The 24,112-nt window shown below is 59.9% G+C and carries 19 protein-coding genes; 9 read left to right on the forward strand and 10 right to left on the reverse strand.

The features are described 5' to 3' along the window. Positions 1-10: 10 nt before the first annotated feature. The 9 genes from AC07UI_RS04810 to AC07UI_RS04850 form a co-directional block, all read right to left on the reverse strand. Complete coding sequence (locus AC07UI_RS04810; RefSeq protein ID WP_494991404.1) at positions 11-601, reverse strand: amino acid synthesis family protein; 591 nt, start codon at positions 599-601, stop codon at positions 11-13. A 332-nt stretch (positions 602-933) separates the two neighbouring features. Further along, positions 934-1,716, reverse strand: coding sequence for an IclR family transcriptional regulator (locus AC07UI_RS04815; protein ID WP_494991405.1), 783 nt, complete (start codon positions 1,714-1,716; stop codon positions 934-936). 182 nt (positions 1,717-1,898) lie between these two features. Beyond that, positions 1,899-2,579: a sarcosine oxidase subunit gamma gene (locus AC07UI_RS04820; protein WP_494991406.1), complete on the reverse strand. Its 681-nt coding sequence runs from the start codon at positions 2,577-2,579 to the stop codon at positions 1,899-1,901. Positions 2,580-2,581: 2 nt separating this feature from the next. Beyond that, positions 2,582-5,521: a 2Fe-2S iron-sulfur cluster-binding protein gene (locus AC07UI_RS04825; RefSeq protein WP_494991407.1), complete on the reverse strand. Its 2,940-nt coding sequence runs from the start codon at positions 5,519-5,521 to the stop codon at positions 2,582-2,584. Then, a complete protein-coding gene (locus AC07UI_RS04830) occupies positions 5,508-5,813 on the reverse strand; it encodes a sarcosine oxidase subunit delta (protein WP_494991408.1) in 306 nt (101 codons plus the stop codon). The genes AC07UI_RS04825 and AC07UI_RS04830 overlap by 14 nt, the downstream gene beginning before the upstream one ends. A 12-nt stretch (positions 5,814-5,825) precedes the next feature. Beyond that, positions 5,826-7,067: an FAD-dependent oxidoreductase gene (locus AC07UI_RS04835; RefSeq protein WP_494991409.1), complete on the reverse strand. Its 1,242-nt coding sequence runs from the start codon at positions 7,065-7,067 to the stop codon at positions 5,826-5,828. Further along, positions 7,067-7,987, reverse strand: coding sequence for a bifunctional methylenetetrahydrofolate dehydrogenase/methenyltetrahydrofolate cyclohydrolase FolD (folD, locus tag AC07UI_RS04840; protein ID WP_494991410.1), 921 nt, complete (start codon positions 7,985-7,987; stop codon positions 7,067-7,069). Before folD ends, AC07UI_RS04835 begins: the two co-directional genes overlap by 1 nt. Next, complete coding sequence (gene purU / locus AC07UI_RS04845) at positions 7,984-8,850, reverse strand: formyltetrahydrofolate deformylase (protein ID WP_494991411.1); 867 nt, start codon at positions 8,848-8,850, stop codon at positions 7,984-7,986. The genes folD and purU overlap by 4 nt, the downstream gene beginning before the upstream one ends. Positions 8,851-9,254: 404 nt before the next feature. Further along, a complete protein-coding gene (locus AC07UI_RS04850; protein ID WP_494991412.1) occupies positions 9,255-9,860 on the reverse strand; it encodes a helix-turn-helix domain-containing protein in 606 nt (201 codons plus the stop codon). A 368-nt stretch (positions 9,861-10,228) separates the two neighbouring features. On the opposite strand from AC07UI_RS04850, the gene glnT reads away from it, so the two are divergent. The 8 genes from glnT to AC07UI_RS04890 all read left to right on the forward strand — a co-directional run bounded on the left by glnT (position 10,229) and on the right by AC07UI_RS04890 (position 20,549). Continuing rightward, positions 10,229-11,563, forward strand: coding sequence for a type III glutamate--ammonia ligase (glnT, locus tag AC07UI_RS04855; protein WP_494991413.1), 1,335 nt, complete (start codon positions 10,229-10,231; stop codon positions 11,561-11,563). A 78-nt stretch (positions 11,564-11,641) separates the two neighbouring features. Next, entirely contained in the window at positions 11,642-12,547 is a 906-nt protein-coding gene (locus AC07UI_RS04860) for a class II glutamine amidotransferase (protein ID WP_494991414.1), read from the forward strand. Positions 12,548-12,558: 11 nt separating this feature from the next. Further along, positions 12,559-13,242 carry a protein glxC gene (locus AC07UI_RS04865; protein WP_494991415.1) on the forward strand — a complete coding sequence of 228 codons (684 nt, stop codon included), beginning with the start codon at positions 12,559-12,561 and terminating at the stop codon, positions 13,240-13,242. A gap of 10 nt (positions 13,243-13,252) precedes the next feature. After that, on the forward strand, positions 13,253-14,575 hold the full coding sequence (locus AC07UI_RS04870; RefSeq protein ID WP_419115674.1) for an FMN-binding glutamate synthase family protein: 1,323 nt from the start codon (positions 13,253-13,255) through the stop codon (positions 14,573-14,575). A 350-nt stretch (positions 14,576-14,925) separates the two neighbouring features. Beyond that, positions 14,926-16,260: an ammonium transporter gene (locus AC07UI_RS04875; protein ID WP_494991416.1), complete on the forward strand. Its 1,335-nt coding sequence runs from the start codon at positions 14,926-14,928 to the stop codon at positions 16,258-16,260. 439 nt (positions 16,261-16,699) lie between these two features. Beyond that, positions 16,700-17,980 (forward strand): serine/threonine transporter, encoded by a 1,281-nt coding sequence (locus AC07UI_RS04880; protein ID WP_494991417.1) that lies wholly within the window; start codon positions 16,700-16,702, stop codon positions 17,978-17,980. Positions 17,981-18,250: 270 nt separating this feature from the next. Next, positions 18,251-18,868 carry a ParB-like protein gene (locus AC07UI_RS04885; protein WP_494991418.1) on the forward strand — a complete coding sequence of 206 codons (618 nt, stop codon included), beginning with the start codon at positions 18,251-18,253 and terminating at the stop codon, positions 18,866-18,868. A 13-nt stretch (positions 18,869-18,881) separates the two neighbouring features. After that, on the forward strand, positions 18,882-20,549 hold the full coding sequence (locus tag AC07UI_RS04890) for a SulP family inorganic anion transporter (protein ID WP_494991724.1): 1,668 nt from the start codon (positions 18,882-18,884) through the stop codon (positions 20,547-20,549). Positions 20,550-20,600: 51 nt separating this feature from the next. On the opposite strand, the gene acnB is transcribed toward AC07UI_RS04890, so the two are convergent. Next, the gene (gene acnB / locus AC07UI_RS04895) at positions 20,601-23,201 is read right to left on the reverse strand and encodes a bifunctional aconitate hydratase 2/2-methylisocitrate dehydratase (RefSeq protein ID WP_494991725.1); all 2,601 of its coding nucleotides are present in this window, start codon (positions 23,199-23,201) and stop codon (positions 20,601-20,603) included. A 407-nt stretch (positions 23,202-23,608) separates the two neighbouring features. On the opposite strand from acnB, the gene AC07UI_RS04900 reads away from it, so the two are divergent. Continuing rightward, positions 23,609-24,079 carry a DUF1289 domain-containing protein gene (locus AC07UI_RS04900; RefSeq protein WP_494991419.1) on the forward strand — a complete coding sequence of 157 codons (471 nt, stop codon included), beginning with the start codon at positions 23,609-23,611 and terminating at the stop codon, positions 24,077-24,079. The last annotated feature ends 33 nt before the right edge of the window (positions 24,080-24,112 follow it).

The raw sequence follows: 24,112 nt of genomic DNA on the forward strand, positions 1-24,112 counted from the left end.
ATCTTATGAGTTACTGGGCTTTCTCTGCGGCCAGTTCTTCCAGATCGATGTAGCGGTTGCCGATGCGTGGGTGCAGGCGACCGCCGTTGGCGCAACCGAGAACGACGACAATTTCATCCGAGCGCGGCGCGTCTTCGATCTGCATTTCCAGGGTGATGTAGTGCGAACGCAGACCTTCGTCATCCTTGTGCATCATCGGAATCTGGATCGAGGTGCCCGGGCCGCCGCGTTTGTTGGTAAAGCTCAAATAGCTCTTGGCTTTCACCGCTTCGCGGTAGTGATTGCCGAAACGCAGGGTGTGGATCACAGCGGAAGCGTGCTCGATCTCGCCGTCGGCGCCGACTACGGCAGCCTTGCCATAAGCCTCGATCTTGTCTGCGCCGCCGATCGTCGCCACCAGGCGCTCGACCATCAGAGCCCCCAGATCGGAGCAGTTGGCACGAATTTCCGGCTTCAGGTCTTCGACAAAACCACGACCCAGCCATGGGTTCTTGATGACAACGGCCAGGCCGACCATGGTCACGGGCGTGTCAGCGGCCTTGCCGCCTTCGATAAAGGTTTCTTCCACGTAGCTGACGATCTTGCGAATTTCGAAACTCATGAGCGACTCCGTATGATAGAGGGAATGTGTTTGTCGTATGATGGTATACCATAATATTGTGTATGCAAGCGTCAGCTGCAAGTTCATCGAAAGGGAAGGCGACGGAAGGTAGAGCGGGCAGGGGAAAGTGGGGAATGCGGCGGGTGCGATTCCATAGGTTGGAAGTCGATGTGGGCATGGCGACAGTTTTGAAGCCTGGCCCAATCTAATGTGGGAGCGGGCTTGCTCGCGATGCAGACACCTCGGTGTATCTGAAACACCGCGGTGATGCTATCGCGAGCAAGCCCGCTCCCACATTAGATTGGTGTCGCCAAGGGGATTGCGCTTGAGGGTTAAGCCTTAAAACCCATCTCGACAGAAATCAGGTGTGCGCAGTCCAGCAGCATGTTCTTGAAGCGTTCGCGATTGTCCGGGGAGTCCATGATTGCATCCGGGCCGGACAGATTGATTGCAGCGACCACCTTGCCGCGGTGGTCGCGGATAGCGGTGGCAATGGCGGTGGAGTAATCGGAGCGGTGCAGTACCCAGCCCAGTTGTCGATCCTGTTCGGCGATCTGCTGCAGCTCGGGCAAGGTCTTGGGCGCGGGCGCGGGGTAGTCGTCGAGCCGCACGTGCTGGTACAGGCTGACCAGGGTGGCTTCGCTCAAATCGCTGAGCAGCACCCGACCCATTGCGGTGCAATGGCAGGCAATGCGCGTACCGATGGGCACGTTGACCGACAAGCGTTGGGAGGCGAAAGCCCGGTAGATGTAAACGCTGTCGGTCTGCTCACGCACGGCCAGGTGACAGGACAGTGAGCTGCGGTCACGCAAGGTGTTCAGGTGTGGGATCGCGATGTCCACCAGATCACGGCTGGCCAGGTAGGTGAAGCCATTGGCGATCACCTGCGGGCCGAGTTCATAGGTGTTTTTCCCGGCTTTTTTCAGATAACCCATGCCATTGAGCGTCTGCACGATGCGGTAGATCGACGACACGCTGAGCGCCAGGCGCTCGGCGATATCGTTCATGCTCAGCACCCGTTCGCTGCTGCTGAACAACTGCAGAATCCACAGCCCGCGCTGCAAGGCCGGGACACGGTAATCGCTGTCGAGGGTGGGGTCTTCGATGCTGTTCATGGAGTCTCCTGCAGGAGTAGCCGGGCCATCATGCGGTGAGTCAGGTACGCCGTCTCGCGAGCAAGCTCGGCTCCTACAGTGGAATTGCGCCAGATCTGGATGGTGTGATTGGCACATAACCTGTAGGAGCCGAGCTTGCTCGCGAGGCGGCCTATAAGGCACGAAAATCCCTCAGGCAGACCTCATCCCGCCAACAACGCATCAATACCCACCGGTTCGCCACCAAACTCCTGCATCGCATCCAGCAACGCACCCCACAAATATTGCGCCGAAGCCCGGTCGCAGAGGATGTGGAACAGCGGCAGGTCCGGTTGCGAGGCATTGATGATGATCGCGCTCATGCGCGCCACCGAGGTCTGTGCCACGGCACCGGTGGCGAACGCCTGTTGCCGCAGATCGACGCCGCAGACCTTGGCCATCACCGAGCTGACGTGTTCGCCGGTCAACACCAGCCAGGCGTGGCTGTCCTGCCGCGGCAGCAGGTAGCAGGCGCTGGAGGACAGTTGCCATTGGGCTTCGAGCTTCTGAAGCCTGGCTCCCGCGTCCTGCAAGCTGCCAAGCAGGAAATACTCGGTCTGGGAAAGGCGTGCGACGCTGCTGCCATCGGCCTGCACGACGCAGCGGTTAGGCGCACTCGGCAGTTCGAATTGTTGCGCGTGCAGATGCGCGGCGGCATCGGCACCACGAAAGCCGACCCGCGCCAGATTGCTCAGGTCGAGCAGGGCGCAGCTCGCCAGCTGCGCGGTTTCGTCCTGGTCGCCGTAACGGCTGACGATCAGGCTGTCGCCCAGACGTGCCAACCGGGCGTTTTCCTGTAAGGCAGACAATGGGCTGCGTTCGCGAAAATCTTGTGCAGTGACCATGCTCACAACTCCTGGCGTTGGCTATCGACATCGAAGAACGGCAGTTTGACCACCGTGGCCTGTACCACTTGCGCGCCCTCTACCCGAATCGGAATCTGTTGCCCCTGTGTGCTCTGATCGACGGCGGCATAGGCCAGTCCGATGATCATGCCCAGCGTTGGCGAATATTCGCAGGAGGTGACGTTGCCGCTGATGTCCGGGCCCTTGAGCACCAGATGACCCTCCAGCGGCTGGCTGCTGCCCTTGGGCAAGGTGAAACCCACCAGTTTGCGCTTGAGCGGCTGGGCTTCGAGGATGTCCACGGAGCGCCGGCCGACGAAGAACGGCTTCTTGCGCGAGATCGCCCAACCCATGTCGATTTCTGCAGGGTGGGTCATGCCATCGGTGTCCTGGCTGACGATTACGTGGCCTTTTTCCAGCCGCAGCAAGCGCTGTGCTTCGACGCCGAACGGGCGAATGCCCTGTTCACGTCCGGCGTCCATCAGCATGTCCCAGAGGTATTCGGCATAACGCGCCGGCACATGGATCTCATACCCCAGCTCGCCGACGAAGCCGACCCGCATGACCCGAGCGGCGATCCCGGCCACCGTGCCCTGACGCACACCCAGGTAAGGGAAGGCGTCAGGCGAGAGGTCGATATCGGCGCAGACCTTTTCCAGCACCTTGCGCGATTCGGGCCCGGCCAGGTTGACCGCCGCGATGGCCGCGGTGACGTTGGCAATGTCGACGTTCAGCCGCCATTGCACGTTCCACTTGAGCATCGACTGATAGATCCGGTCGACGCCGCTGGTGGTGGCCGTGACATAAAAATGTTGATCGGCCAGCCGCGCACAGACGCCATCGTCGATGACCACACCGTGTTCGTTGGTCATCAACGCATAACGGGTGCGGCCAATCGGTTGTTTGGCGAACGCGAAGGTGTACATCCGCTCCAGCAGTTCGGCGGCATCCGGGCCGCGAATGTCCAGGCCACCGAGGGTCGAGACGTCGATCAGACCGACGCTTTTGCGCACATGACAGGCTTCTTCCTGCATGCAGCGTTCACGGCTGGCCGGTTGGCCATTTTTGTCCTTGAAACCGTAGTAGGCCGGACGCTGCCAGTTACCGGCCGGCATCATTTTCGCTCCGGCCTGTAGATGACGCTGATGGATGGCGGTACGCCGGATCGGGTCGAAACTGCGCCCGGCGATGTGCGCCAGCTTTTCCGCCTCGAACGGCGGGCGAGCGGTGGTGACACCGGTTTCGCCGACAGTGCGCTGGGTGCTGGCGGCCACCAGACGCGCCGTTGGCAGTGCCGAGTGCCGACCTTGCGAAGGCCCCATGCCCACGGTGGAGAAGCGTTTGACCAACTGCACGTCGCGATAGCCGTGGCGCGTCGCGTTGATGATGTCGCGGATTTGCAGGTCTTCATCGAAGTCGACGAATTCCTTGCCGCTCGGGTGGGCGAAGATTGGCCATTCGAAGTTGACCCGATGTTCGGGGCTCAGCGCCTGCTCCTGATGCTCCACAGCCAGGCCCAAGGCCAACGCCGCTTGCGCACCGACTTTGGCACCGTCCTTGAGTACGTTTTCCAGCAGGTGCCGACCGTTGACGGAACCGGCGATGGCGAGGTTTTTCGGCAGGCCGGTGATGGCGAACTCCGCCACCGGGTCGGCGTAGGCCAACTTGCCACCGGCCTGACAGGCCAGTTGATAGACCGGCATGTAGCCAGCCGTCATGCACAGCAAATCGCAATCGAGTTGCAGACGTTCCTTGCCCACTTCACCACGCGCCGTGATGCGCCGGATATCGACGCCGCTGATGTGGCGCATGCCTTTGCTGTGCAAGGCTTCATAAACGGTGTGTTGCAGGTGCACGGTAACGCCCAGGCGTTTGAGCTCGGTGCTCAGACGCGCATCGTCGGCGCCGTTGCGCATGTCGACCACGGCAGCGACTTCAACCCCTTGCTCCAGCAAATCCAGCGCGGTGCGATAACCGTCGTCGTTGCCGGTCAGGACCACCGCGCGTTTGCCGGGTTTGACCGCGTACAACTTCATCAAGCGTTGCGCGGCGCTGCACAGCATCACGCCGGGCAGGTCGTTGTTGCGGAAAATCACCGGCTGATCGAAGGCGCCCGAAGCGATGATGCATTGGCTGGCGCGCACTTTGTACATGCGCTTGTCCTTGATCACCGGCAGGTAGTTGTCGGTGAACCAGCCGTTGCAGGTCGCTTCAGTGAGAATCTGGATGTTGGCGTGCTGGCTGACTGCGTTCACCAGCGCCTGGCGCACGTCATCGGCCTGAGCGCCCTGCACGTCGAAGCGTGCATAGGTGAGTGCGCCGCCCAATAGACGCTGTTGTTCGATCAGCAGCACTTTGGCCCCGGCATTGGCGGCGGTCAGTGCTGCCTGCAAGCCGGCGGGCCCGGCGCCGACCACAGCCAGATCGACGAACAGGTAAGCCTTGTCGTAATACTGCGGCTTGAAATCCAGGTTGAGGATGCCCAGCCCGGCCTTTTTGCGAATCAGCGGCTCCCAGATTTTCCACATGCCCTTGGGCTTGTAGAACGAGCGGTAATAAAAGCCCACCGGCATGAATCGCGAGAATTTGCCCAGCAGCGCATCCCGGTCATTGTCCAGGGAGCCGGCATAGTTTTGTCCGCTGACCTGGACACCGGCCTGTAGCCAGTGAGTATCGGCCAACACATTAGGCTCTTGCGGCAGTTGCACCAGGGTGTTGGCGTCTTGCCCGGCCATGGTCAACGGGCCGCGTGGGCGGTGGTATTTGAACGAGCGCGAGAGCAAAAAACGGCCGCTGCCGAGCAAGGCGCTGGCGATGCTGTCACCGGCAAAGCCGGAATAGGGCTTGCCGTCGAAGTTGAACACCAACGGGCGTTGCCGATCGATCAGCAGGCCCATGGGCAGCGGCAAGCGGCTTTCAAAGGTGGAATCAGGCTGGCTCATTGCTGTGCTCCGCAAGGCTGAACTCGACGCGCTGGTTGTAGATTTCGCGAGCATCGAAAGTGCGCAGGATTTCGTCGGTAACGGTGTGGCGCTCGGCCAGGAACCAGTAGCTCGAGGCGTTGTGCATCCACCACTCGCGAACCACGCCGGCGGCGTTCTCGCTGTTGAACACGTAATGCGCCCATTGCGCGTCGCTGCAGGTCACCGGGTCGGGCATATCCTTGAACTCGCCGCCGTAGGTGAACTCGGTGATATTGCGCGGCCCGTTCAGTGGGCAATTCATGACTTTCATAGGTTTCGCCCCTTAGTGACTGGCCGCGGTCGCGCCCATCTCGTTGACTTGCTGGAAGGTCGAGAAGCGTTCCAGGCCAAAAGGCTTGATCAGGTCCGGAACCTTGCCACCGGAGGCGACCAGTTCGGCCATGGTCTTGCCGCAGATCGGCGTGGCCTTGAAGCCCCAGGTCCCCCAACCGGCATCCAGATAGTAATTGTCGACCGGCGACAGGCCCATGATCGGGCTGTAATCGGGGGTCATGTCGGTGATCCCGGCCCACTGGCGCATCAGCTTGGCATTGGCCAGGAACGGGAACATTTCGATGGCGGCAGAAATCAGGCTTTCCTTCAGGTCCAGGGTCGAGCGGGTGTTATAGAGCGGGTAGGGGTCGGAGCCGCCGCCGAACACCACTTCGCCACGGCTGGTCTGCTGCACGTAACAGTGCAGCGCCGACGAGCTCACCAGCGGATCGAGGAACGGCTTGAACGGTTGGGTGACCATGGCTTGCAGCGGATAGCAGACGATGGGCATGTCGATTTTGGCCTTCTTGGCCATCAATGAACTGTGCCCGGCCACGGCTTGTACCGCGCAGCCGCACTGAATCGTGCCGCGGTTGGTTTTCACTGCGGTGATCCGGCCATTTTCGATAATCAGGTCCTGCACTTCGGTCAGCTGATGGATTTCCACTCCGCGTTTCGCTGCGCCCTTGGCGTAGCCCCAGGCCACGGCGTCATGCCGGGCGGTGCCGCCGTCGATGTGCCAGAGACCGGCCAGGACCGGCAGGTGGCCGGGGGCGAGATTGAGGCTGGGCACCAGCTCTCGGATCTGCTGACGGTCGATCATCTCCGTACGACCACCGAAATGCTTGTTCACCTCAGCGCGCTGGCGGAAAGCCCGGACCGTTGCGTCGGTGTGGGCGAGGGTCAACTGGCCGCGCTCGGAGTACATGATGTTGAAGTCGAACTCGTTGGACAGGTCCTTGAACAACTTCACCGACTCGCTGTAGAAACGCACGCCTTCGCTGGTCAAGTAGTTGGAGCGAATCACTGCGGTGTTACGCGCCGTGTTGCCGCCACCCAGATAGGATTTTTCCAGCACCGCGACATTGGTGATGCCGTGGTACTTGGCCAGGTAATAGGCAATTGCCACGCCATGACCGCCGCCGCCGATGATCACTACGTCGTAGGAAGACTTGAGTTCCTTGGGCGGTGGCAGGTCCATCTCAGCCGTGTACTCGGAGGAGAGGCCGTACTTCAAGAGATTAAAGGGCATCACGCCTCCTGGATCGGTGGTTGAGTGGCTGGCGAGTCGGCAGCCCGCTGCAGTTGCAGGCGGGTGGCGATCACGGTGTTTTTCAGCAGGTAGGCAATGGTCATCGGGCCGACGCCGCCGGGCACCGGGGTAATGGCGCTGGCGACGGTGCGGGCGCTGGCGTAATCGACATCGCCCACCAGACGGCTGCCGTGTTCAGTCTCGATGCGGTTGATGCCGACATCGATCACCACCGCGCCGGGTTTCAGCCAACTGGCATCGATCATCTGCGCACGGCCGACGGCAGCCACCACGATGTCCGCCAAGCGGCACAGGGCTGCGGCGTCGACGCTGCGCGAATGCACCACGCTGACCGAACAGTGGGCCTGCAACAACAGGGTCGCCATGGGCTTGCCGACGATGTTCGAGCGGCCGATCACCACCGCATGCTTGCCGCTCAGGTCACCGCAAGTGTCGTGCAACAGGCGCATGCAGCCGCTTGGCGTACACGGCGTAAGGACTTCCTGGCCCTGGACCAGACCACCGACGTTCTCCCGATGAAAGCCGTCGACATCCTTGATCGGGTCGATCGCCTGAATCACCGCGCCTTCATCGATATGCGCCGGCACCGGCAGTTGCACGAGAATGCCGTTGACCGTCGGGTTGGCGTTCAGCTTGGCGATCACCGCGAGCAATTGCGCCTGGCTGGTGGTCGCGGGCAAGCGCTGTTCCAGTGAACCGATTCCGGCCTCTTTGGCGCGAAGAATCTTGTTGCGCACATAGACCTGACTGGCCGGGTCTTCACCGACCAATACCACGGCCAGCGTCGGCGTCACCTGCTGTTGTGCCAGTTCACGGACTTCGGCCGCGACCTCGCTGAGGACCTGGGAAGCAATGGCTTTGCCGTCGATGTCGCGGGCGAGCGGGATAGAACTGTTCATCGGAAGATCACCGTTTTTTCGCGATTGATGAACACCCGGTGTTGCAGGTGATATTTGACGGCTTTGGACAGCGCGACGGTTTCCGTATCGCGGCCGATAGTCACCAGATCGTCTGCCTTGTAGGCGTGATCGACCCGTTGCACCTCCTGCTCGATGATCGGACCTTCGTCCAGGTCCGAGGTGACGTAGTGCGCTGTCGCGCCGATCAGTTTCACCCCGCGCTGGTGGGCCTGGTGGTAGGGCTTGGCACCCTTGAAACCAGGCAGGAACGAGTGATGGATGTTGATCGCCCGGCCCGACAATTGCTTGCACAGGTCATCGGAAAGAATTTGCATGTAGCGCGCCAGCACCACCAGCTCGGTCTGCGTTTCTTCAACGATCTTCAGCAGCGCGGCTTCCTGCTGGGCCTTGGTGTCTTTGGTCACCGGCAGGTAGATGAAACGGATGCCTTCACGTTCGGCCATGTGCCGCAGCTCCAGATGGTTGGAGACGATGGCGGTGATCTGCATGTCCATCTCGCCTTTGTGGTGGCGGTACAGCAGGTCGGTCAGGCAGTGGTCGAATTTGCTGACCATGATCAACACGCGCATCGGTTGGGCGACTGCGTGCAATTGCCAGTCCATGTTCAGTGCCACGGCCACTTCATCGAAGCCCCGGCGCAAGGTTTCGATGTCACCCGTGACGCCGCTGTTGAAGCGAAAGACCGCGCGCATGAAGAACTGACCGGTCTCCTCGTCGTCGAACTGCGCCAGTTCGCTGATGTAGCAGCGGTTCTCGGCGAGAAAGGAGGTCACGGCGGCGACGATACCCGATGTCGCCGGGCAGCTGATCTTGAAAATGAAGTGGTCCGGTTCGGTACTCATTACGGGTCCTCGCAAGGGTGACATACAGGCTAAGGGGGCTGTGGAGTCGATGAATATTCATCGGTGGGAATTAAATTCATCGCTGAATAAAGATTCTCTGCACGAATAAAATATTCCTGTGGCGCTTTTTATAGGTGAAATAAAAAACGCCGTCCAGCGTTGTTTTGGTTTTTTTGCGAGGAGGAGGAAAGGAGGCGCGAGGGGAGGAGGGTTGTTCTGGATGTTGTATCGTGGCCAAGCGCTGATGCCCTGTAGCAGCTGCCGCCGGGCTGCGTCCGGCGGCGAAGCAGTCGTAAAATCGGACCCTGCGGTGTTTCAGGTTAACCGTGGAGGTTGGATTTACGACGGCTACGCCGCCGAACGCAGGCTACGCCAGCTGCTACGGGGGATGTGCTGAGCCTTGATCAATCGTCGCCGTAGTTCATGATCGACAGCAGGTGGATCGGCACTTTCACCAACTGCTCGGGGCCGTGAGGGACTTCGCCATCGAAGGTCAGGCTGTCGCCGGCTTTCATGTGATAGAGCTGGTTACCGTGGCGGTAGACGATTTCGCCTTTGAGCAGATAGAGAAACTCGGTGCCCGGATGGGAGAAGGTCGGGAACTCTTCGCTGGCATCGTCCATGGTGACCATGTAAGCCTCGAAGGTTTTCTTCGGCCCACGGGTGTGGTTGAGCAGGTGATAGGTGTGGCCTTTCTCGGTGCCGCGACGCACCACCTGCATCCCTTCACCCTTGCGCACCAGCAGGGCGCCACTGCCTTGCTGGTCGTATTGACTGAAGAGTTTCGACATCGGCATACCGAGGGCGTCGCACAGGCGGCTCAAGGTATCGAGGCTGGTGGACACCTGGGCATTTTCGATCTTGCTGAGCATGCCCTGGCTGATGCCGGCCAGTTGCGCCACATCGGCAATCTTCAATTCCTGCAATTGCCGCTGCCGCTTGATTTGCATGCCCAGATATTGCTCGAGCCTCAAGCGGGGCTCGGCCTCGGTGGGAATCACTTTGTTCATGCTTCATTTCCGATCATGAATATAAATTTCGCACTATGAATGTGCGATGCACTCCTGCCGCTACCCGTCATTTCTCCAGCCTGAGCGGTTCCAGCATGTCTGAAGTTTGCCCGTTGCGACACTCATTTCCCTGACGAGCCCTTGAAACACCAGTGTTTCCTGGCGCCAGGCGCTGTGCTGCGGCTATCTGAAAGCAAATCTGGCAAGGCAATTGCATTCTCATTAGGAAAGTAAATTTCTTTGTGAGAATAATTGGGTTGGCTTCAGGTCTCGTCCAGCTGAATTCTAGCACTGGGCAATCGTTAACGACTTCGGCCGACCCTCCCAGCAGATCCCGCTGTTTTGCCTTGCTCGAGGAGTCATATGTGATGTTGCCCACAGATACACAACGAATCATCGATGAGCACAAAATCAAATACGTGCTGGCTCAGTTCGTGGATATTCACGGCTCGGCGAAAACCAAGTCGGTACCTGTTTCCGGGCTACAGACGGTGATCGACAGTGGCGCCGGCTTTGCCGGTTTTGCCATCTGCGGCATGGGCATGCAACCCCACGGCCCGGACTTCATGGCCAAGGGCGACCTGAGTACCTTGACTGCGGTGCCTTGGCAGCCGGGTTACGGGCGCATCGTCTGCGTCGGCCATGTCAACAACGAACCCCATCCTTACGATTCGCGTTACGTCTTGATGCGCCAGGTGGAGCGCTTGAGCGCTCGCGGCTGGACCCTCAATACCGGCCTGGAACCTGAGTTCAGCCTGTTCCGCCGTGACGCCGAAGGCAAGCTATGCAGCGTTGATGCCAGCGATAACCTGGACAAACCCTGCTACGACTACAAAGGCCTGTCGCGCTCGCGGCAGTTCTTGGAGAACCTTACCGAAGCGTTGCAGAAAGTCGATTTCGACATCTATCAGATCGATCACGAAGATGCCAACGGCCAGTTCGAGATCAACTACACCTACAGCGATGCGCTGACTTCGGCCGATCGTTTCACCTTCTTCCGCATGGCCGCCGGTGAAGTCGCCAACGACCTGGGGATGATCTGCTCGTTCATGCCCAAGCCTGACCCCAAGCGTGCGGGCAACGGCATGCACTTTCACCTGTCGATCGCTGACGCTGTGAACAAGAACCTGTTCCATGACGCCAGCGACTCAAGTGGTATGGGCCTGTCGAAAATGGCCTATCACTTCGCGGCCGGCCTGCTGGCCCATGGTCCGGCGTTGTGTGCTTTCGCCGCGCCGACGGTCAACTCTTACAAACGCCTGGTGGTCGGCCGTTCGCTTTCCGGTTCGACCTGGGCTCCAGCGTTCGTTGCCTACGGCTCCAACAACCGCTCGGCGATGGTCCGTGTCCCTTATGGACGCCTCGAGTTTCGCCTGCCGGATGCCGGTTGCAACCCGTACCTGGTCAGCGCCGCGATCATCGCTGCCGGCCTGGACGGCATCGACCGCAAGCTGGAAGCAGGGCCGCCGTGCAACGAAAACCTCTACTCCCTGAGCCTCGAAGAAATCTCTGGCCGTGGCATCGCCACCTTGCCGCAAAGCCTCAAGGAAGCCTGTGACGCGCTGGATGCCGATCCGTTGTTCCGGGAAAAACTCGGAAGCGAAATCGTCAACGAGTTCATCGAGCTCAAACGCATGGAATGGGTCGAGTACAGCCGCCACGTCTCCGATTGGGAGATCCAGCGCTACACCGAATTTTTCTAAACGAGCCTTTTCAACCACCCGTTTTGTATCGACCCGGTACCTCTGATCGAGGAACCGGCTGCCCAGTAGGAGAAATGTATGTGCGGAATCGTAGGTCTGTACTTGAAGAATCCAGCGCTGGAGTCCCGGCTTGGCAAACTCTTCGAACCCATGCTGCTGTCGATGACCGACCGTGGCCCGGACAGCGCCGGCTTTGCCATTTATGGCGATGAAGTGGCTGAAGGCTCGGTCAAGCTGACCCTGCAAAGCACGGTGCCCGGTTTTGACTTCAATGCCCTGATGGGCGCGCTGGAAGGCCGGCTCGGCCAGTCGGTGAACTGGTTTCAGAACGCCAGCGCAGTGGTGTTGAAAACCCCCGCCAAAGAAGCCGCTGTTCGCAGTGCGCTGGCCGAACTGGCGCCGGGCGTGCGCATCATGAGCGCCGGTCAAAGCATTGAAATCCTCAAGGGCATGGGCTTGCCCAAGGAGATCTCCGAGCGTTTCAACCTCGCCGGGATGAAAGGCAGTCACATTATCGGCCACACCCGCATGGCCACCGAAAGCGCCGTGACGATGGAAGGCAGCCACCCGTTTTCCACCGGTGCCGACCTGTGCCTGGTGCACAACGGCTCGTTGTCCAACCACTTCCGCCTGCGCCAGGAACTCAAGCGTCAGGGCATCGTGTTCCAGACCGAGAACGACACTGAAGTCGCCGCCGGTTACCTGGCCTGGCGCCTGCAACAGGGCGACTCGCTGAAAGTGGCGCTGGATCACGCGCTGGACGACCTCGACGGCTTCTTCACCTTCGCCATCGGCACCCGCAACGGCTTCGCGGTGATCCGCGACCCGATTGCCTGCAAGCCGGCGATCCTCGCCGAAACCGACGACTACGTCGCCATGGCCTCGGAATACCAGGCGCTTTCGAGCCTGCCCGGCATTGAGAACGCCAAGGTCTGGGAACCGGCGCCATCCACCATGTACATCTGGGAACGCAAAAGCGCCTGAGGAGCCCCGTTATGAAAACTATCGATCTATCTGTCAGTGAAGTACGCGAGCTCAATCAGGGGCTGCACGACCAGGCCAGACAACTGAGCTTTGCTGAGTGGGTGGTGACCCATTCCAACGGCGCGCACAACATTGCGGTCGGCGTTGACCAGGAACTGTTCATCGATATCCAGGGCCACGCCGGTTACTACTGCGCAGGCATGAACAAGAAAGCCCACATCACTGTGCACGGCAACGTCGGCACCGGTGTGGCGGAAAACATGATGTCCGGCTCGGTACGGGTCAAGGGCAGCGCCTCCCAGGCCGCTGGCGCCACCGCTCATGGCGGCTTGCTGGTGATCGAGGGCGACGCCGGTGCGCGTTGCGGGATTTCCATGAAAGGCATCGACATCGTGGTCGGCGGCAGCATCGGCCACATGAGCTGCTTCATGGGCCAGGCCGGGCGTCTGGTGGTCTGCGGCGATGCCGGGGATGCCTTGGGCGATTCGCTGTACGAAACCCGGATCTACGTGCAGGGCAGCGTGCAGTCGCTGGGGTCGGACTGCATTGAAAAGGAAATGCGCGACGAACATCTTGCCGAGCTCAAAGAGCTGCTGGACCAAGCCGGTTTCACCGCTGACCCGAAAGCCTTCAAACGCTACGGCTCGGCCCGTCAGTTGTACAACTTCAAAGTCGATAACGCATCCGCGTACTAAGGAGAACACAATGAGCGACAAACCTGTTCCGGTCCTGCGCGAGTCCGCGACCTTCGACCGCCTGAGCATTCAGGAAATCCAGCGCGCCGCCGAAACCGGCATCTACGACATTCGCGGTGGCGGCACCAAGCGCAAGCTGCCGCACTTCGATGACTTGCTGTTGCTCGGCGCCAGTGTTTCCCGCTATCCGCTGGAAGGCTATCGCGAGAAGTGCGGCACCGATGTGATCCTCGGCAACCGCTTCGCCAAAAAGCCCCTGCACCTGAAGATTCCGGTAACCATTGCCGGCATGAGCTTCGGCGCCTTGTCGGCGAATGCCAAGGAAGCCCTGGGCCGTGGCGCGACCATCGCCGGGACCAGCACCACCACCGGCGACGGCGGCATGACCCCGGAAGAGCGCGGACAGTCCCAACACCTGGTTTATCAGTACCTGCCATCGCGTTACGGCATGAACCCGGATGATCTGCGCAAGGCCGATGCCATCGAAATCGTCCTGGGGCAGGGCGCCAAACCAGGTGGCGGCGGCATGCTGCTGGGCATGAAAGTCACCGAGCGCGTGGCCGGGATGCGCACGCTGCCCATCGGCGTCGATCAACGCAGTGCCTGCCGTCACCCGGATTGGACCGGGCCGGACGACCTGGCGATCAAGATCGCCGAGATCCGTGAAATCACCGATTGGGAAAAACCGATCTACGTGAAGATCGGCGCGAGCCGTCCGTACTACGACGTCAAACTGGCGATCAAGGCCGGTGCCGACGTGATTGTGCTCGACGGCATGCAAGGCGGCACGGCGGCGACTCAGGAGGTGTTCATCGAGCACGTCGGCATTCCGATTCTCGGCGCCATCCCGCCTGCGGTGCAGGCGTTGCAGGAGGAGGGCATGCATCGCAAGGTGCAGTTGATCGTTTCCGGCGGTATCCGTAACGGTGCCGACGTGGCCAAGGCCATGGCCCTCGGCGCGGATGCGGTGGCCATTGGTACGGCGGCGTTGATCGCCCTGGGCGACAACCATCCACGTCTGGACGAGGAACTGCGCAAGCTCGGTTCGGCCGCCGGTTTCTACGATGACTGGCAAGCGGGCCGCGACCCGGCGGGCATCACCACTCAGGACCCCGAACTGTCCAAGCGGTTGGATCCGGTGGAGGGCGGTCGGCGTCTGGCCAACTACCTGCGGGTGCTGGTCCTCGAAGCCCAGACCATGGCCCGGGCCTGCGGCAAGTCGCACCTGCATAACCTCGACCCTGAGGATCTGGTGGCCTTGACCGTGGAAGCCGCCGCCATGGCCCGCGTGCCGTTGGCCGGGACTTCGTGGATTCCTGGGCAGCAATACTAAACGCGGAACCTGTGGGGAGAGGGCTTGGTAAGTTAAGACGTTACGCGAACCGTAGCAGCTGGCGTAGCCTGCGTTCGAGTGCGTAGCGCTCGCAAAATGGCAAAATTCGTTCTTTCAGAAAGACCGCGCGCTCCCCATTTGCGACCGCTTCGCGGCCGAACGCAGGCTTCGCCAGCTGCTACGGGGAATGCGTTGAGTCTGAATTTTTTAATTTACCGGCATTAGGGTTAGCCCCTCGCCACCCCCCAGCGGGCACAGACCCGTATGCACCGCGAGGCCTCATGGCCTCGCACTTTCCTTGCTCTGCCAGCCCCCTTTAGACGATTTTCCTGCTCTGGAGCTTGCTGACAATGATTCCATTCCCTGATTCACGGCTGACTTTCTCCCGGCTGACGCTGATGTTCGCGGCACTGTGCCTGTCGCCTCTGGCCTCGGCGGCCGATGTCACCCTGGACACTGGTACCACCGCCTGGATGATGACCGCGACGATGTTCGTGTTGTTGATGTGCATTCCGGGCCTGGCGCTGTTTTATGGCGGGATGGTCCGGGCAAAAAATTTCCTCTCGGTGTTCACTCAGTTGCTTGCCATCGCCGGGGTGATCGGTGTGCTGTGGGTGGTCTACGGCTACAGCATCGTCGTCGACGCGACCGGTATGGTCGCCGGTGAAGTCAATCTGAACAGCTTTATCGGCGGTTTCAGCAAAGTGTTCATGCTCGACATGACCCACGACAGCCTGGTCGGCAGTATTCCCGAAGGCGTCTACAGCGTGTTCCAGATGTCCTTCGCGATCATTACGCCGGCGCTGATTGCCGGTGGTTTCGCCGAACGCATGAAGTTCAGCGCCGCGCTGGCGTTCATGGCGCTGTGGTTCACCTTTGTCTACGCGCCAGTCGCACACATGATCTGGGGCGGCCCCGGCGGCTTGATGGTCAATTGGGGGGTACTGGATTTCGCCGGCGGCACCGCGGTGCATATCAATGCGGGCGTGGCGGCACTGGTGGCGTGCCTGGTACTGGGCAAACGCAAAGGCTACCCGAACGTCGCGATGCCACCGCATAACCTCGGTTTCACCCTGATGGGCGCCGGTCTGCTGTGGGTTGGCTGGTTCGGATTCAATATCGGCTCGGGAGCCGCGGTGAATACCGGTGCCGGGATCATCATGCTGACCACCCAGGTGGCAGCGTGCGCCGGGGTCGTCGGCTGGATGCTCACCGAATCCCTGATCCAGGGTCGGCCCAGCGCGCTCGGTGCGGCCTCAGGTGCATTGGCCGGCCTCGTCGGTATCACCCCGGCCTGTGCTTTTGTCGGTCCGGCCGGCGCCTTGGCGATTGGCCTGATCACCGGGGCCGCATGTTTCTTCGGCGTCAGCCAGTTGAAGCAGAAACTTGGTTACGATGATTCGCTGGATGTGTTCAGCCTGCACGGCATTGGCGGAATCGTCGGTGCGATCCTGACCGGCATCTTCGCGTCTCCTGCATTGGGCGGGTATGTCGAGAATCTGGATATCGTTAGTCAGGTGCTGACTCAGTTGAAGGGCGTCAGCTTCACCTTCGTCTATTGCTTTGTCGTGAGCCTGATCATCCTCAAGGTACTGGAATGGAGCATCGGCCTGCGCACCAGTGGCGAGAACGAGACAGTGGGCCTGGACCTGGCCGAGCATGACGAGCGTGCTTATAGCGTGTGATCCGGCAGGTTAAAAAAGATGAGTAGCCTTGGTTCCCAATGCCAGTCAGTTAAGGGTATGTGTAGGAGCGAGCTTGTTCGCGATGGACGTTAACGATGACGCGTGTTTGCTGGATAAACGCGTCGCCCTCAGGTCCATCGCGAGCAATCGAGCGTCGACCGGCTGCTCCTACAAAGGCTGCGTTCGCTTAACTGACTGGCATTAGCCTTGGTTCCGGCTTTTTTGTAGGAGCCGAGCTGAACTGCGATGAGGGCGTTGCTGCCACAGCAAATTTCTGGCGGTCAAGCTCATCCGCTTTACCGCTTCTCAGCTAAGTCTTTGCTTCTGTTGATTAATCCCGGAGAATCGCGCCCCTGTTACGGCCGGGGCGCTGCCTGTCAGCTTTTTCTGACTCGCTCCGGCTGTGTGGCAAATGACCGGAATGCGGAGATCCGACCGGATGAATGATCAGGCCAATAGCGTCGACGAACGCTTTGATGCGGCGGTACCAGCAAGCCTAAGTAGCTGGAATCGTCATGACACCACCTGGATGCTGGGCCTGTTTGGCACGGCAATCGGTGCGGGTACCCTGTTTTTGCCTATCAACGCTGGTCTAGGCGGCTTCTGGCCGCTGTTGATTCTGGCGCTGCTGGCGTTTCCGATGACATTTTATGCGCACCGCGGCCTCAACCGCTTCGTGCTCTCCGGCCGTGCGGGTGCGGACATCACCGAAGTGGTCGAAGAGCATTTCGGGATCAAGGCTGGCGCGCTGATCACCTTGTTGTATTTCTTCGCCATCTTCCCGATTCTGCTGATCTACAGCGTAGCCCTGACCAACACCGTGGGCAGTTTCCTCGAGCACCAGTTGCACATCATGCCGCCACCGCGGGCGATTCTGTCGTTCGTGCTGATTCTCGGCCTGTTGGCAGTGGTGCGCTGTGGCGAACAGGCGATCGTCAAGGCCATGAGCCTGATGGTCTATCCGTTCATCGTTGCGTTGCTTTTCCTGGCAGTGTTCCTGGTTCCGCACTGGACCGGCGGCATTCTCGCCACTGCGACCACGCTGCCTGAGCCTTCGGCCCTGCTGCACACTCTGTGGCTGGCGATTCCAGTGATGGTGTTCTCGTTCAACCATTCGCCGATCATCTCGGCGTTTGCGGTGGACCAGAAGCGTCGTTATGGCGACCATGCTGAAGAGCGCAGCTCGCAGATCCTGGCTCGCGCCCACGGCTTGATGGTGGTGATGGTGCTGTTCTTTGTCTTTAGCTGCGTGCTGACTTTGTCGCCGGCGCAATTGGCTGAAGCGAAGGCGCAGAACCTGTCGATCCTGTCGTACCTGGCCAACCACTTCAGCAACCCGACGATTGCTTTCGCCGCACCGCTGATTGCCTTTGTGGCCATCTCCAAGTCGTTCCTGGGGCACTACATTGGCGCCAGCGAAGGCCTGAAGGGCTTGATCGTCAAGAGTGGCCGTCGCCCGGCACCGAAGACTCTGGATCGCATGACCGCTGCCTTCATGCTGGTGGTGTGCTGGATCGTCGCGACGCTCAACCCGAGCATCCTGGGCATGATCGAAACTTTGGGTGGCCCGGTCATCGCGGCGATTCTGTTCCTGATGCCAATGTATGCGATCCGTCGTGTGCCGGCCATGGCTGCGTATCGCGGCCAGGCCTCCAACGTCTTCGTGACACTGGTCGGCCTGGTGGCGATTTCGGCGTTGATTTATTCGCTCACCGCCTGAGCCTGTGCAGGGTCAGCCTGGACCTCCAGGCCGACCCTCGACTCATAAGCGTGCGCTTGAACAAAGTGACGGACGCCGATTCAGCGTGCAATGCGCTGTGGCGGTTTTGCTGACGTTGCCTTACCGATTCGTTGAATATTTGATGGGTATCAAGGCCATAGCGCCATTGCCGTCTAAGCTTGGGACTTATGCCCCGCGCCGTGCAGTTCCTGCTGTTAGAAACAGGTGAACTCGCCAAACGTTTCGGGCTTTCTCATCTGGAGGCTCTACATGGCTCGTGCTCATCCGCAACTGATCACCGGTAAGCTGGAAAAACTGCATCCAACGCAGCTCACCGTCGGTCTGGCCGAAGTGAATGCCAAGCGCAAGGACTGGGGAAAACTCAAACGCAAGGAGCGCGCTGCAGCGCTGGAGAATCATTGGTTTCCCTCTATTCTGGGGCCTGAAGGGCGTTATTACATCGTCGATCACCATCATTTCGGTTTGGCGCTGCTACAAGAAGAGGTCAAGTTCGTAGCACTGCTGGTGCTCAAGGATTTGTCTTTTGTCGAGCCGGTGACGTTCTGGAATGTGATGAACTTTAACCAGTGGGCACACCCCTACGACGCCCAGGGCGAAAGGCGTCCATATGAGGCCATCCCTCGGCGTATCGCCGATTTGCAAGACGATCCCTATCGCAGCCTGGCCGGGCAGTTGCGACGTGCCGGTGGTTACGCCAAGGACGCGACGCCCTTCAGTGAGTTTCTCTGGGCTGATTTTTTCCGCAGCCGGATTGCCAGTGAACTGATCAACGATCAGGGCCCGAAACTTCAGGACAAAGCCCTGACTCTTGCACGCAGTCAGGAAGCCCGATATCTGCCGGGCTGGGTCGGTCCGATTGCTGATTAGTCCGCGCGCGCCAATCTCTGCGTCACCCCCGGAGCAGGCTGCACCACCACCGCAAAACCGCACGCGGGATCTGCTTGCAGGCCTGTCGATTGCTGGTTTGCTGTTGCCTGAAGCCGTTGCCTATTCGAGCATCGCGGCGTTACCACCTCAGGCCGGGGTCATCGCATTGTTCGCCGGTTTGCTCTGTTATGGGTTGTTCGGTACCAGCCGCTACGCCATTGTTTCCGCGACGTCCTCTTCGGCAGCGGTGCTGGCGGCGGCGACCGTGACGCTGGCGGGTGGCGATTCAGCGCTGCGATTGACGCTGGCGATCGCTCTGGTGCTGGTGACCGGGGCGTTCTTTCTGCTGGCGGGGCTGCTCAAGCTCGGCAGCGTGACGTCCTTCATCGCCAAGCCGGTATTGCGCGGGTTTACGTTTGGTCTGGCGATCACCATCATCATCAAGCAGGTCGCCAGTATCGTCGGCGTGCACCTGACCAACAGCAATCTGATCCGTTTTCTGCCTGAGTTACTGCAGCAGTTGCCGCACTGGAACCGGGCCGGTGCCGGCGTTGCGGCGCTAGCCTTGGCGCTGTTATGGCTGTTCGCACGGGTCAAACGCTTGCCGGGAGGACTGCTGGTGGTGATGGTCGGTATTGCGGCCGGCCAATGGCTGAACCTTTCGGCCTATGGGGTGAAGTTGATCGGTGTGATTGATTTGAGGCTGGAGATCCCGAATCTTCCGGTGTTGCCGTTCGCCGACTGGTTGCGCCTGGGTGAGTTGGGCTTTGCCATGGTCATGATCTTGTATGCCGAGTCGTACGGCTCGATCAGCTCCTTTGCCCTCAAGCACGGCGATCGGGTGTCGTCGAACCGGGATTTGCTCGCGCTTGGGGCGGCTAATCTGATTTCCGGCCTGTTTCATGGTATGCCAGCGGGCGCTGGTTATTCGGCGACCTCTGCCAATGAGGCGGCGGGTGCCGACTCGCGCCTGGCAGGTGGCATCGCCGCATTGGTGGTGCTGGCCATCGTGCTGACGGTGCTGCCGTACATTGCGTTGACACCGGAGCCGGTGCTGGCGGCCATCGTCATTCATGCCTTGGCTCGCGGGCTGAGCCTGCAGCCATTAGGGCGCTATTTTGTCTGGCGCCGCGACCGATTGCTGGTCACCTGTGCCGTGGTGGCGGTGCTGGTACTCGGTGTGCTGGATGGATTGTTGGTGGCGGTCGCCATCAGTGTCGTGCTGATGCTGAGGCAGATGTCCTCGGCAGATATCCAGATCCTTGGGCAAATGGGTGGAGGGCATGATTACGTCGATCTGCAACGCCATCCCTTGGCCCTGAAAATTCCCGGGATGATCATTCTTCGCCCCGGTGAGCCGCTGTTTTTCGCCAATGTCGAACGGATCCTGGGCGGGGCGCTCAGATTGATACGTCACAGTGAAGAGCCGATTCATACGGTCATTTTGAGTCTGGAAGAGTCGCCTGACCTGGACGGCACCAGCATCGAGGCGCTGGAGGAGTTCTTTGGGCATGTCAGTGTTGAAGGCAAGCGATTGGTGCTGGCGCGTTTGAAGCACGAGGCCAAAGAGGCATTGCGGGCCTTGCCGGTGACCGAGCGTTCGCAGGTGATACTCAGTGGCTTGAGTGTGGACGGCGCGGTTCAGGAGGCGCTGAAGGCATGGACTGATCAACAGGCATAAAAAAACGCCGCGTATCGCAAGATACGCGGCGTTTTCTATAGCGTTGTAACGTTAGGCTTGAATGACCGGAATGTTGGCATTCGCAGCAGCTTCACGGAACTCGGCGATCTGGTCGAAACTCAGGTAGCGATAGACATCGCTGGCCATGGTGTCGATTTCCTTCGCGTAGGCCATGTACTCCTCGACGGTCGGCAGGCGACCCAGGATCGAAGCAACAGACGCCAACTCAGCCGAAGCCAGGTAGACGTTTGCGCCGTCGCCCAGACGGTTCGGGAAGTTACGGGTCGATGTCGACACTACGGTGGAGTTCGGTTCAACGCGAGCCTGGTTACCCATGCACAGCGAGCAGCCCGGCATTTCCATGCGCGCGCCAGCCTTGCCGTAGATGCCGTAGTAGCCTTCTTCGGTCAACTGGTGAGCGTCCATTTTGGTCGGCGGCGACAGCCACAGACGGGTTGGCAGCTGACCCTTGACCTGATCCAGCAGTTTACCGGCAGCGCGGAAGTGACCGATGTTGGTCATGCACGAACCGATGAACACTTCGTCGATCTTCTGGCCAGCAACGCTGGACAGCAGACGGGCGTCGTCCGGATCGTTCGGCGCGCAGAGCACAGGCTCTTTGATGTCGGCCAGGTCGATTTCGATGATTTCAGCGTATTCGGCGTCAGCATCGGCAACCATCAACTCAGGGTTGGCAATCCAGGCTTCCATCGCTTGAGCGCGGCGTTCCAGAGTACGCGCATCGCCGTAGCCTTCGCCGATCATCCAGCGCAGCAGGGTGATGTTGGAGCTCAGGTACTCGGTGATCGACTCTTTGGACAGCTTGATGGTGCAACCCGCAGCGGAACGCTCGGCCGAGGCGTCGGACAGTTCGAATGCCTGTTCGATGCTCAGGTTGTCGAGACCTTCGATTTCCAGGATACGACCGGAGAAGGCGTTCTTCTTGCCTTTCTTCTCTACGGTCAGCAGGCCAGCCTGGATCGCGTAGTAAGGAATGGCGTGAACCAGGTCACGCAGGGTGACACCTGGTTGCATTTTGCCTTTGAAGCGAACCAGGATCGATTCCGGCATGTCCAGTGGCATCACGCCAGTGGCTGCGGCGAAAGCGACCAGACCGGAACCGGCCGGGAAGGAGATCCCCATCGGGAAACGGGTGTGGGAGTCACCACCGGTACCGACGGTGTCCGGCAGCAGCATGCGGTTCAGCCAGCTGTGGATGATGCCGTCACCCGGACGCAGGGAAACACCGCCGCGGGTCATGATGAAGTCTGGCAGGGTGTGGTGGGTGGTCACGTCGATCGGCTTTGGATAAGCCGCGGTGTGGCAGAAAGACTGCATTACCAGATCGGTCGAGAAGCCCAGGCATGCCAGGTCTTTCAGTTCGTCACGGGTCATGGGACCGGTGGTGTCCTGGGAGCCGACGGTGGTCATTTTCGGTTCGCAGTAGGTACCTGGACGAACGCCAGCTACGCCGCACGCCTTGCCGACCATTTTCTGCGCCAGGGTGAAGCCCTTGGTGCTTTCAGCCGGAGCTTCCGGCTTCTTGAACAGATCGGACGGCGGCAGACCCAGCTCGGCACGCGCCTTCTCGGTCAGGCCACGGCCGATGATCAGCGGAATACGACCGCCAGCACGGACTTCGTCGAGCAGGACCGGGGTCTTCATTTCGAAGGTGGTCAGGATTTCGTCGCTGTTGTGCTTGGTGACTTTACCGGCATGAGGGTACAGGTCGATCACGTCGCCCATGTTCATGTTGGTCACGTCGAATTCGATTGGCAGTGCGCCGGCATCTTCCATGGTGTTGTAGAAGATCGGAGCGATTTTGCTGCCGAAGCAGAAACCGCCAGCGCGCTTGTTCGGCACGTAAGGAACGTCGTCGCCGAAGAACCACAGCACCGAGTTGGTGGCCGATTTACGCGAAGAACCGGTACCCACTACGTCGCCGACGTAGGCGATCGGGAAGCCTTCGCCGCGCATGGTTTCGATCTGCTTCATGGGACCGGTGACGCCTTGCTCATCAGGCACGATGCCGTCACGGGCCATTTTCAGCATGGCCAGGGCGTGCAGCGGGATGTCTGGACGGGACCAGGCATCAGGAGCAGGGGACAGGTCGTCGGTGTTGGTTTCGCCGGTGACCTTGAATACGCGCAGGCTGATCTTGTCGGCCAGAACAGGGCGGTTCTTGAACCACTCGCCGTCAGCCCAGGATTGCAGTACGCCTTGAGCGTGAACGTTGCCGTTCTTGGCTTTTTCCGCGACGTCGTGGAAAGCATCGAACATCAACAGGGTGTGCTTGAGTTGCGCGGCAGCGACCGGAGCCAGTTCGGCTGAGTCGAGCAGGTCAACCAGCGTCACGATGTTGTAGCCGCCTTGCATGGTGCCAAGCAGTTCAACAGCGCGCTTTTTGTCGAGCAGAGGGGAAGTGGCTTCGCCTTTGGCCAGAGCAGAGAGGAAACCGGCCTTTACATAGGCTGCTTCGTCCACGCCAGGCGGCACGCGATTGGTGATCAGGTCAACGAGGAAAGCTTCTTCGCCAGCCGGGGGATTCTTCAGCAGCTCGACCAGGCCTGCAGTTTGTTCGGCGTTAAGCGGCTGGGGAACGATACCCAGTGCTGCACGCTCTTCGATATGTTTGCGGTAGGCTTCAAGCACAGTTATTACCCTCATCAGTGGTCCCAAATGGGTGTCCGGGACGCTCATCCCGAAATTGCCGTACTCATGCGCTGCGTAGCGTTGTGGGCCACTTAGCCAGAATTACCGGCAATTCCTTACAGAAGCTGCTTTCAAAGTTTTACGCCTGCAGAACGGGGAGCTGATGAGGGTTGGCGTTGGGCTTTTCCCCGCTGGAAAAACCCTTCGCCAACACCGCTCTGAAGGAACGACTGTGCTCGTGACGCTTTGAAAACAGCTTCTAACGGACATTGGCGCCTTAAAAGGCTGGCTGATTCTACGGCAAAAAAAATTTTAAGGTAAGTTAGCCTCTGAACTTTGAGGGGTGATGAATGTTAGACAAAGGGCTAACATGCCGACCTGTTTTGCTTCTCACGTTCTGCTTACCTATGCCCAATCAGACCATCAAGACCCCCTGCGTCGGCCTCTGCTCCACTGTTTACGGTGATCTGGTATGCCGTGGCTGCAAGCGTTTCCACCATGAAGTGATTCACTGGAACGGCTACAACGAGGAAGAAAAACGTGCGGTCTGGCTGCGTCTGGAGCAGCTGCTGGTGCAGGTGATGGCCGGCAAACTGGAAATTTTCGACCCCAAACGGCTGCGTCAGCAGCTGGAGCAGCGAAAAATCCGCTTCGTGCCCCATCAGTCCGAATATTGCTGGGCCTATCAGTTGATTGCCCGTGGCGCGCGGGTCATCAGCCAACTGGACGCCTACGGCATGGTGTTAATGCCCGAGTTTCGCGGCTGGAGCCTGCCGCAGCTGCGTGATGCCATTGATCGGGAGTTTTTCCTGCTGTCTGAAGCTCATTATCAGCGTTACATCGCGCCGGGCTTTCTCAGGGATGCCTTCGGTTCCTGATTGCTGAAACCTAGTGGCGAGGGAGCGGCCACT

The sequence above is a fragment of the Pseudomonas sp. GW821-FHT04C07 genome, assembly GCF_059420325.1.

Coding starts and splice junctions, on each gene's coding strand:
- glnT (WP_494991413.1), top strand. CDS start 10,229: ATGTTGCCCACAGATACACAACGAATCATCGATGAGCACAAAATCAAA.
- purU (WP_494991411.1), bottom strand. CDS start 8,850: ATGAGTACCGAACCGGACCACTTCATTTTCAAGATCAGCTGCCCGGCG.
- AC07UI_RS04830 (WP_494991408.1), bottom strand. CDS start 5,813: ATGAAAGTCATGAATTGCCCACTGAACGGGCCGCGCAATATCACCGAG.
- AC07UI_RS04860 (WP_494991414.1), top strand. CDS start 11,642: ATGTGCGGAATCGTAGGTCTGTACTTGAAGAATCCAGCGCTGGAGTCC.
- AC07UI_RS04870 (WP_419115674.1), top strand. CDS start 13,253: ATGAGCGACAAACCTGTTCCGGTCCTGCGCGAGTCCGCGACCTTCGAC.
- AC07UI_RS04825 (WP_494991407.1), bottom strand. CDS start 5,521: ATGAGCCAGCCTGATTCCACCTTTGAAAGCCGCTTGCCGCTGCCCATG.
- AC07UI_RS04835 (WP_494991409.1), bottom strand. CDS start 7,067: ATGCCCTTTAATCTCTTGAAGTACGGCCTCTCCTCCGAGTACACGGCT.
- folD (WP_494991410.1), bottom strand. CDS start 7,987: ATGAACAGTTCTATCCCGCTCGCCCGCGACATCGACGGCAAAGCCATT.
- AC07UI_RS04900 (WP_494991419.1), top strand. CDS start 23,609: ATGCCCAATCAGACCATCAAGACCCCCTGCGTCGGCCTCTGCTCCACT.
- AC07UI_RS04875 (WP_494991416.1), top strand. CDS start 14,926: ATGATTCCATTCCCTGATTCACGGCTGACTTTCTCCCGGCTGACGCTG.
- AC07UI_RS04820 (WP_494991406.1), bottom strand. CDS start 2,579: ATGGTCACTGCACAAGATTTTCGCGAACGCAGCCCATTGTCTGCCTTA.
- AC07UI_RS04880 (WP_494991417.1), top strand. CDS start 16,700: ATGAATGATCAGGCCAATAGCGTCGACGAACGCTTTGATGCGGCGGTA.
- AC07UI_RS04850 (WP_494991412.1), bottom strand. CDS start 9,860: ATGAACAAAGTGATTCCCACCGAGGCCGAGCCCCGCTTGAGGCTCGAG.
- AC07UI_RS04865 (WP_494991415.1), top strand. CDS start 12,559: ATGAAAACTATCGATCTATCTGTCAGTGAAGTACGCGAGCTCAATCAG.
- AC07UI_RS04810 (WP_494991404.1), bottom strand. CDS start 601: ATGAGTTTCGAAATTCGCAAGATCGTCAGCTACGTGGAAGAAACCTTT.
- AC07UI_RS04815 (WP_494991405.1), bottom strand. CDS start 1,716: ATGAACAGCATCGAAGACCCCACCCTCGACAGCGATTACCGTGTCCCG.
- AC07UI_RS04885 (WP_494991418.1), top strand. CDS start 18,251: ATGGCTCGTGCTCATCCGCAACTGATCACCGGTAAGCTGGAAAAACTG.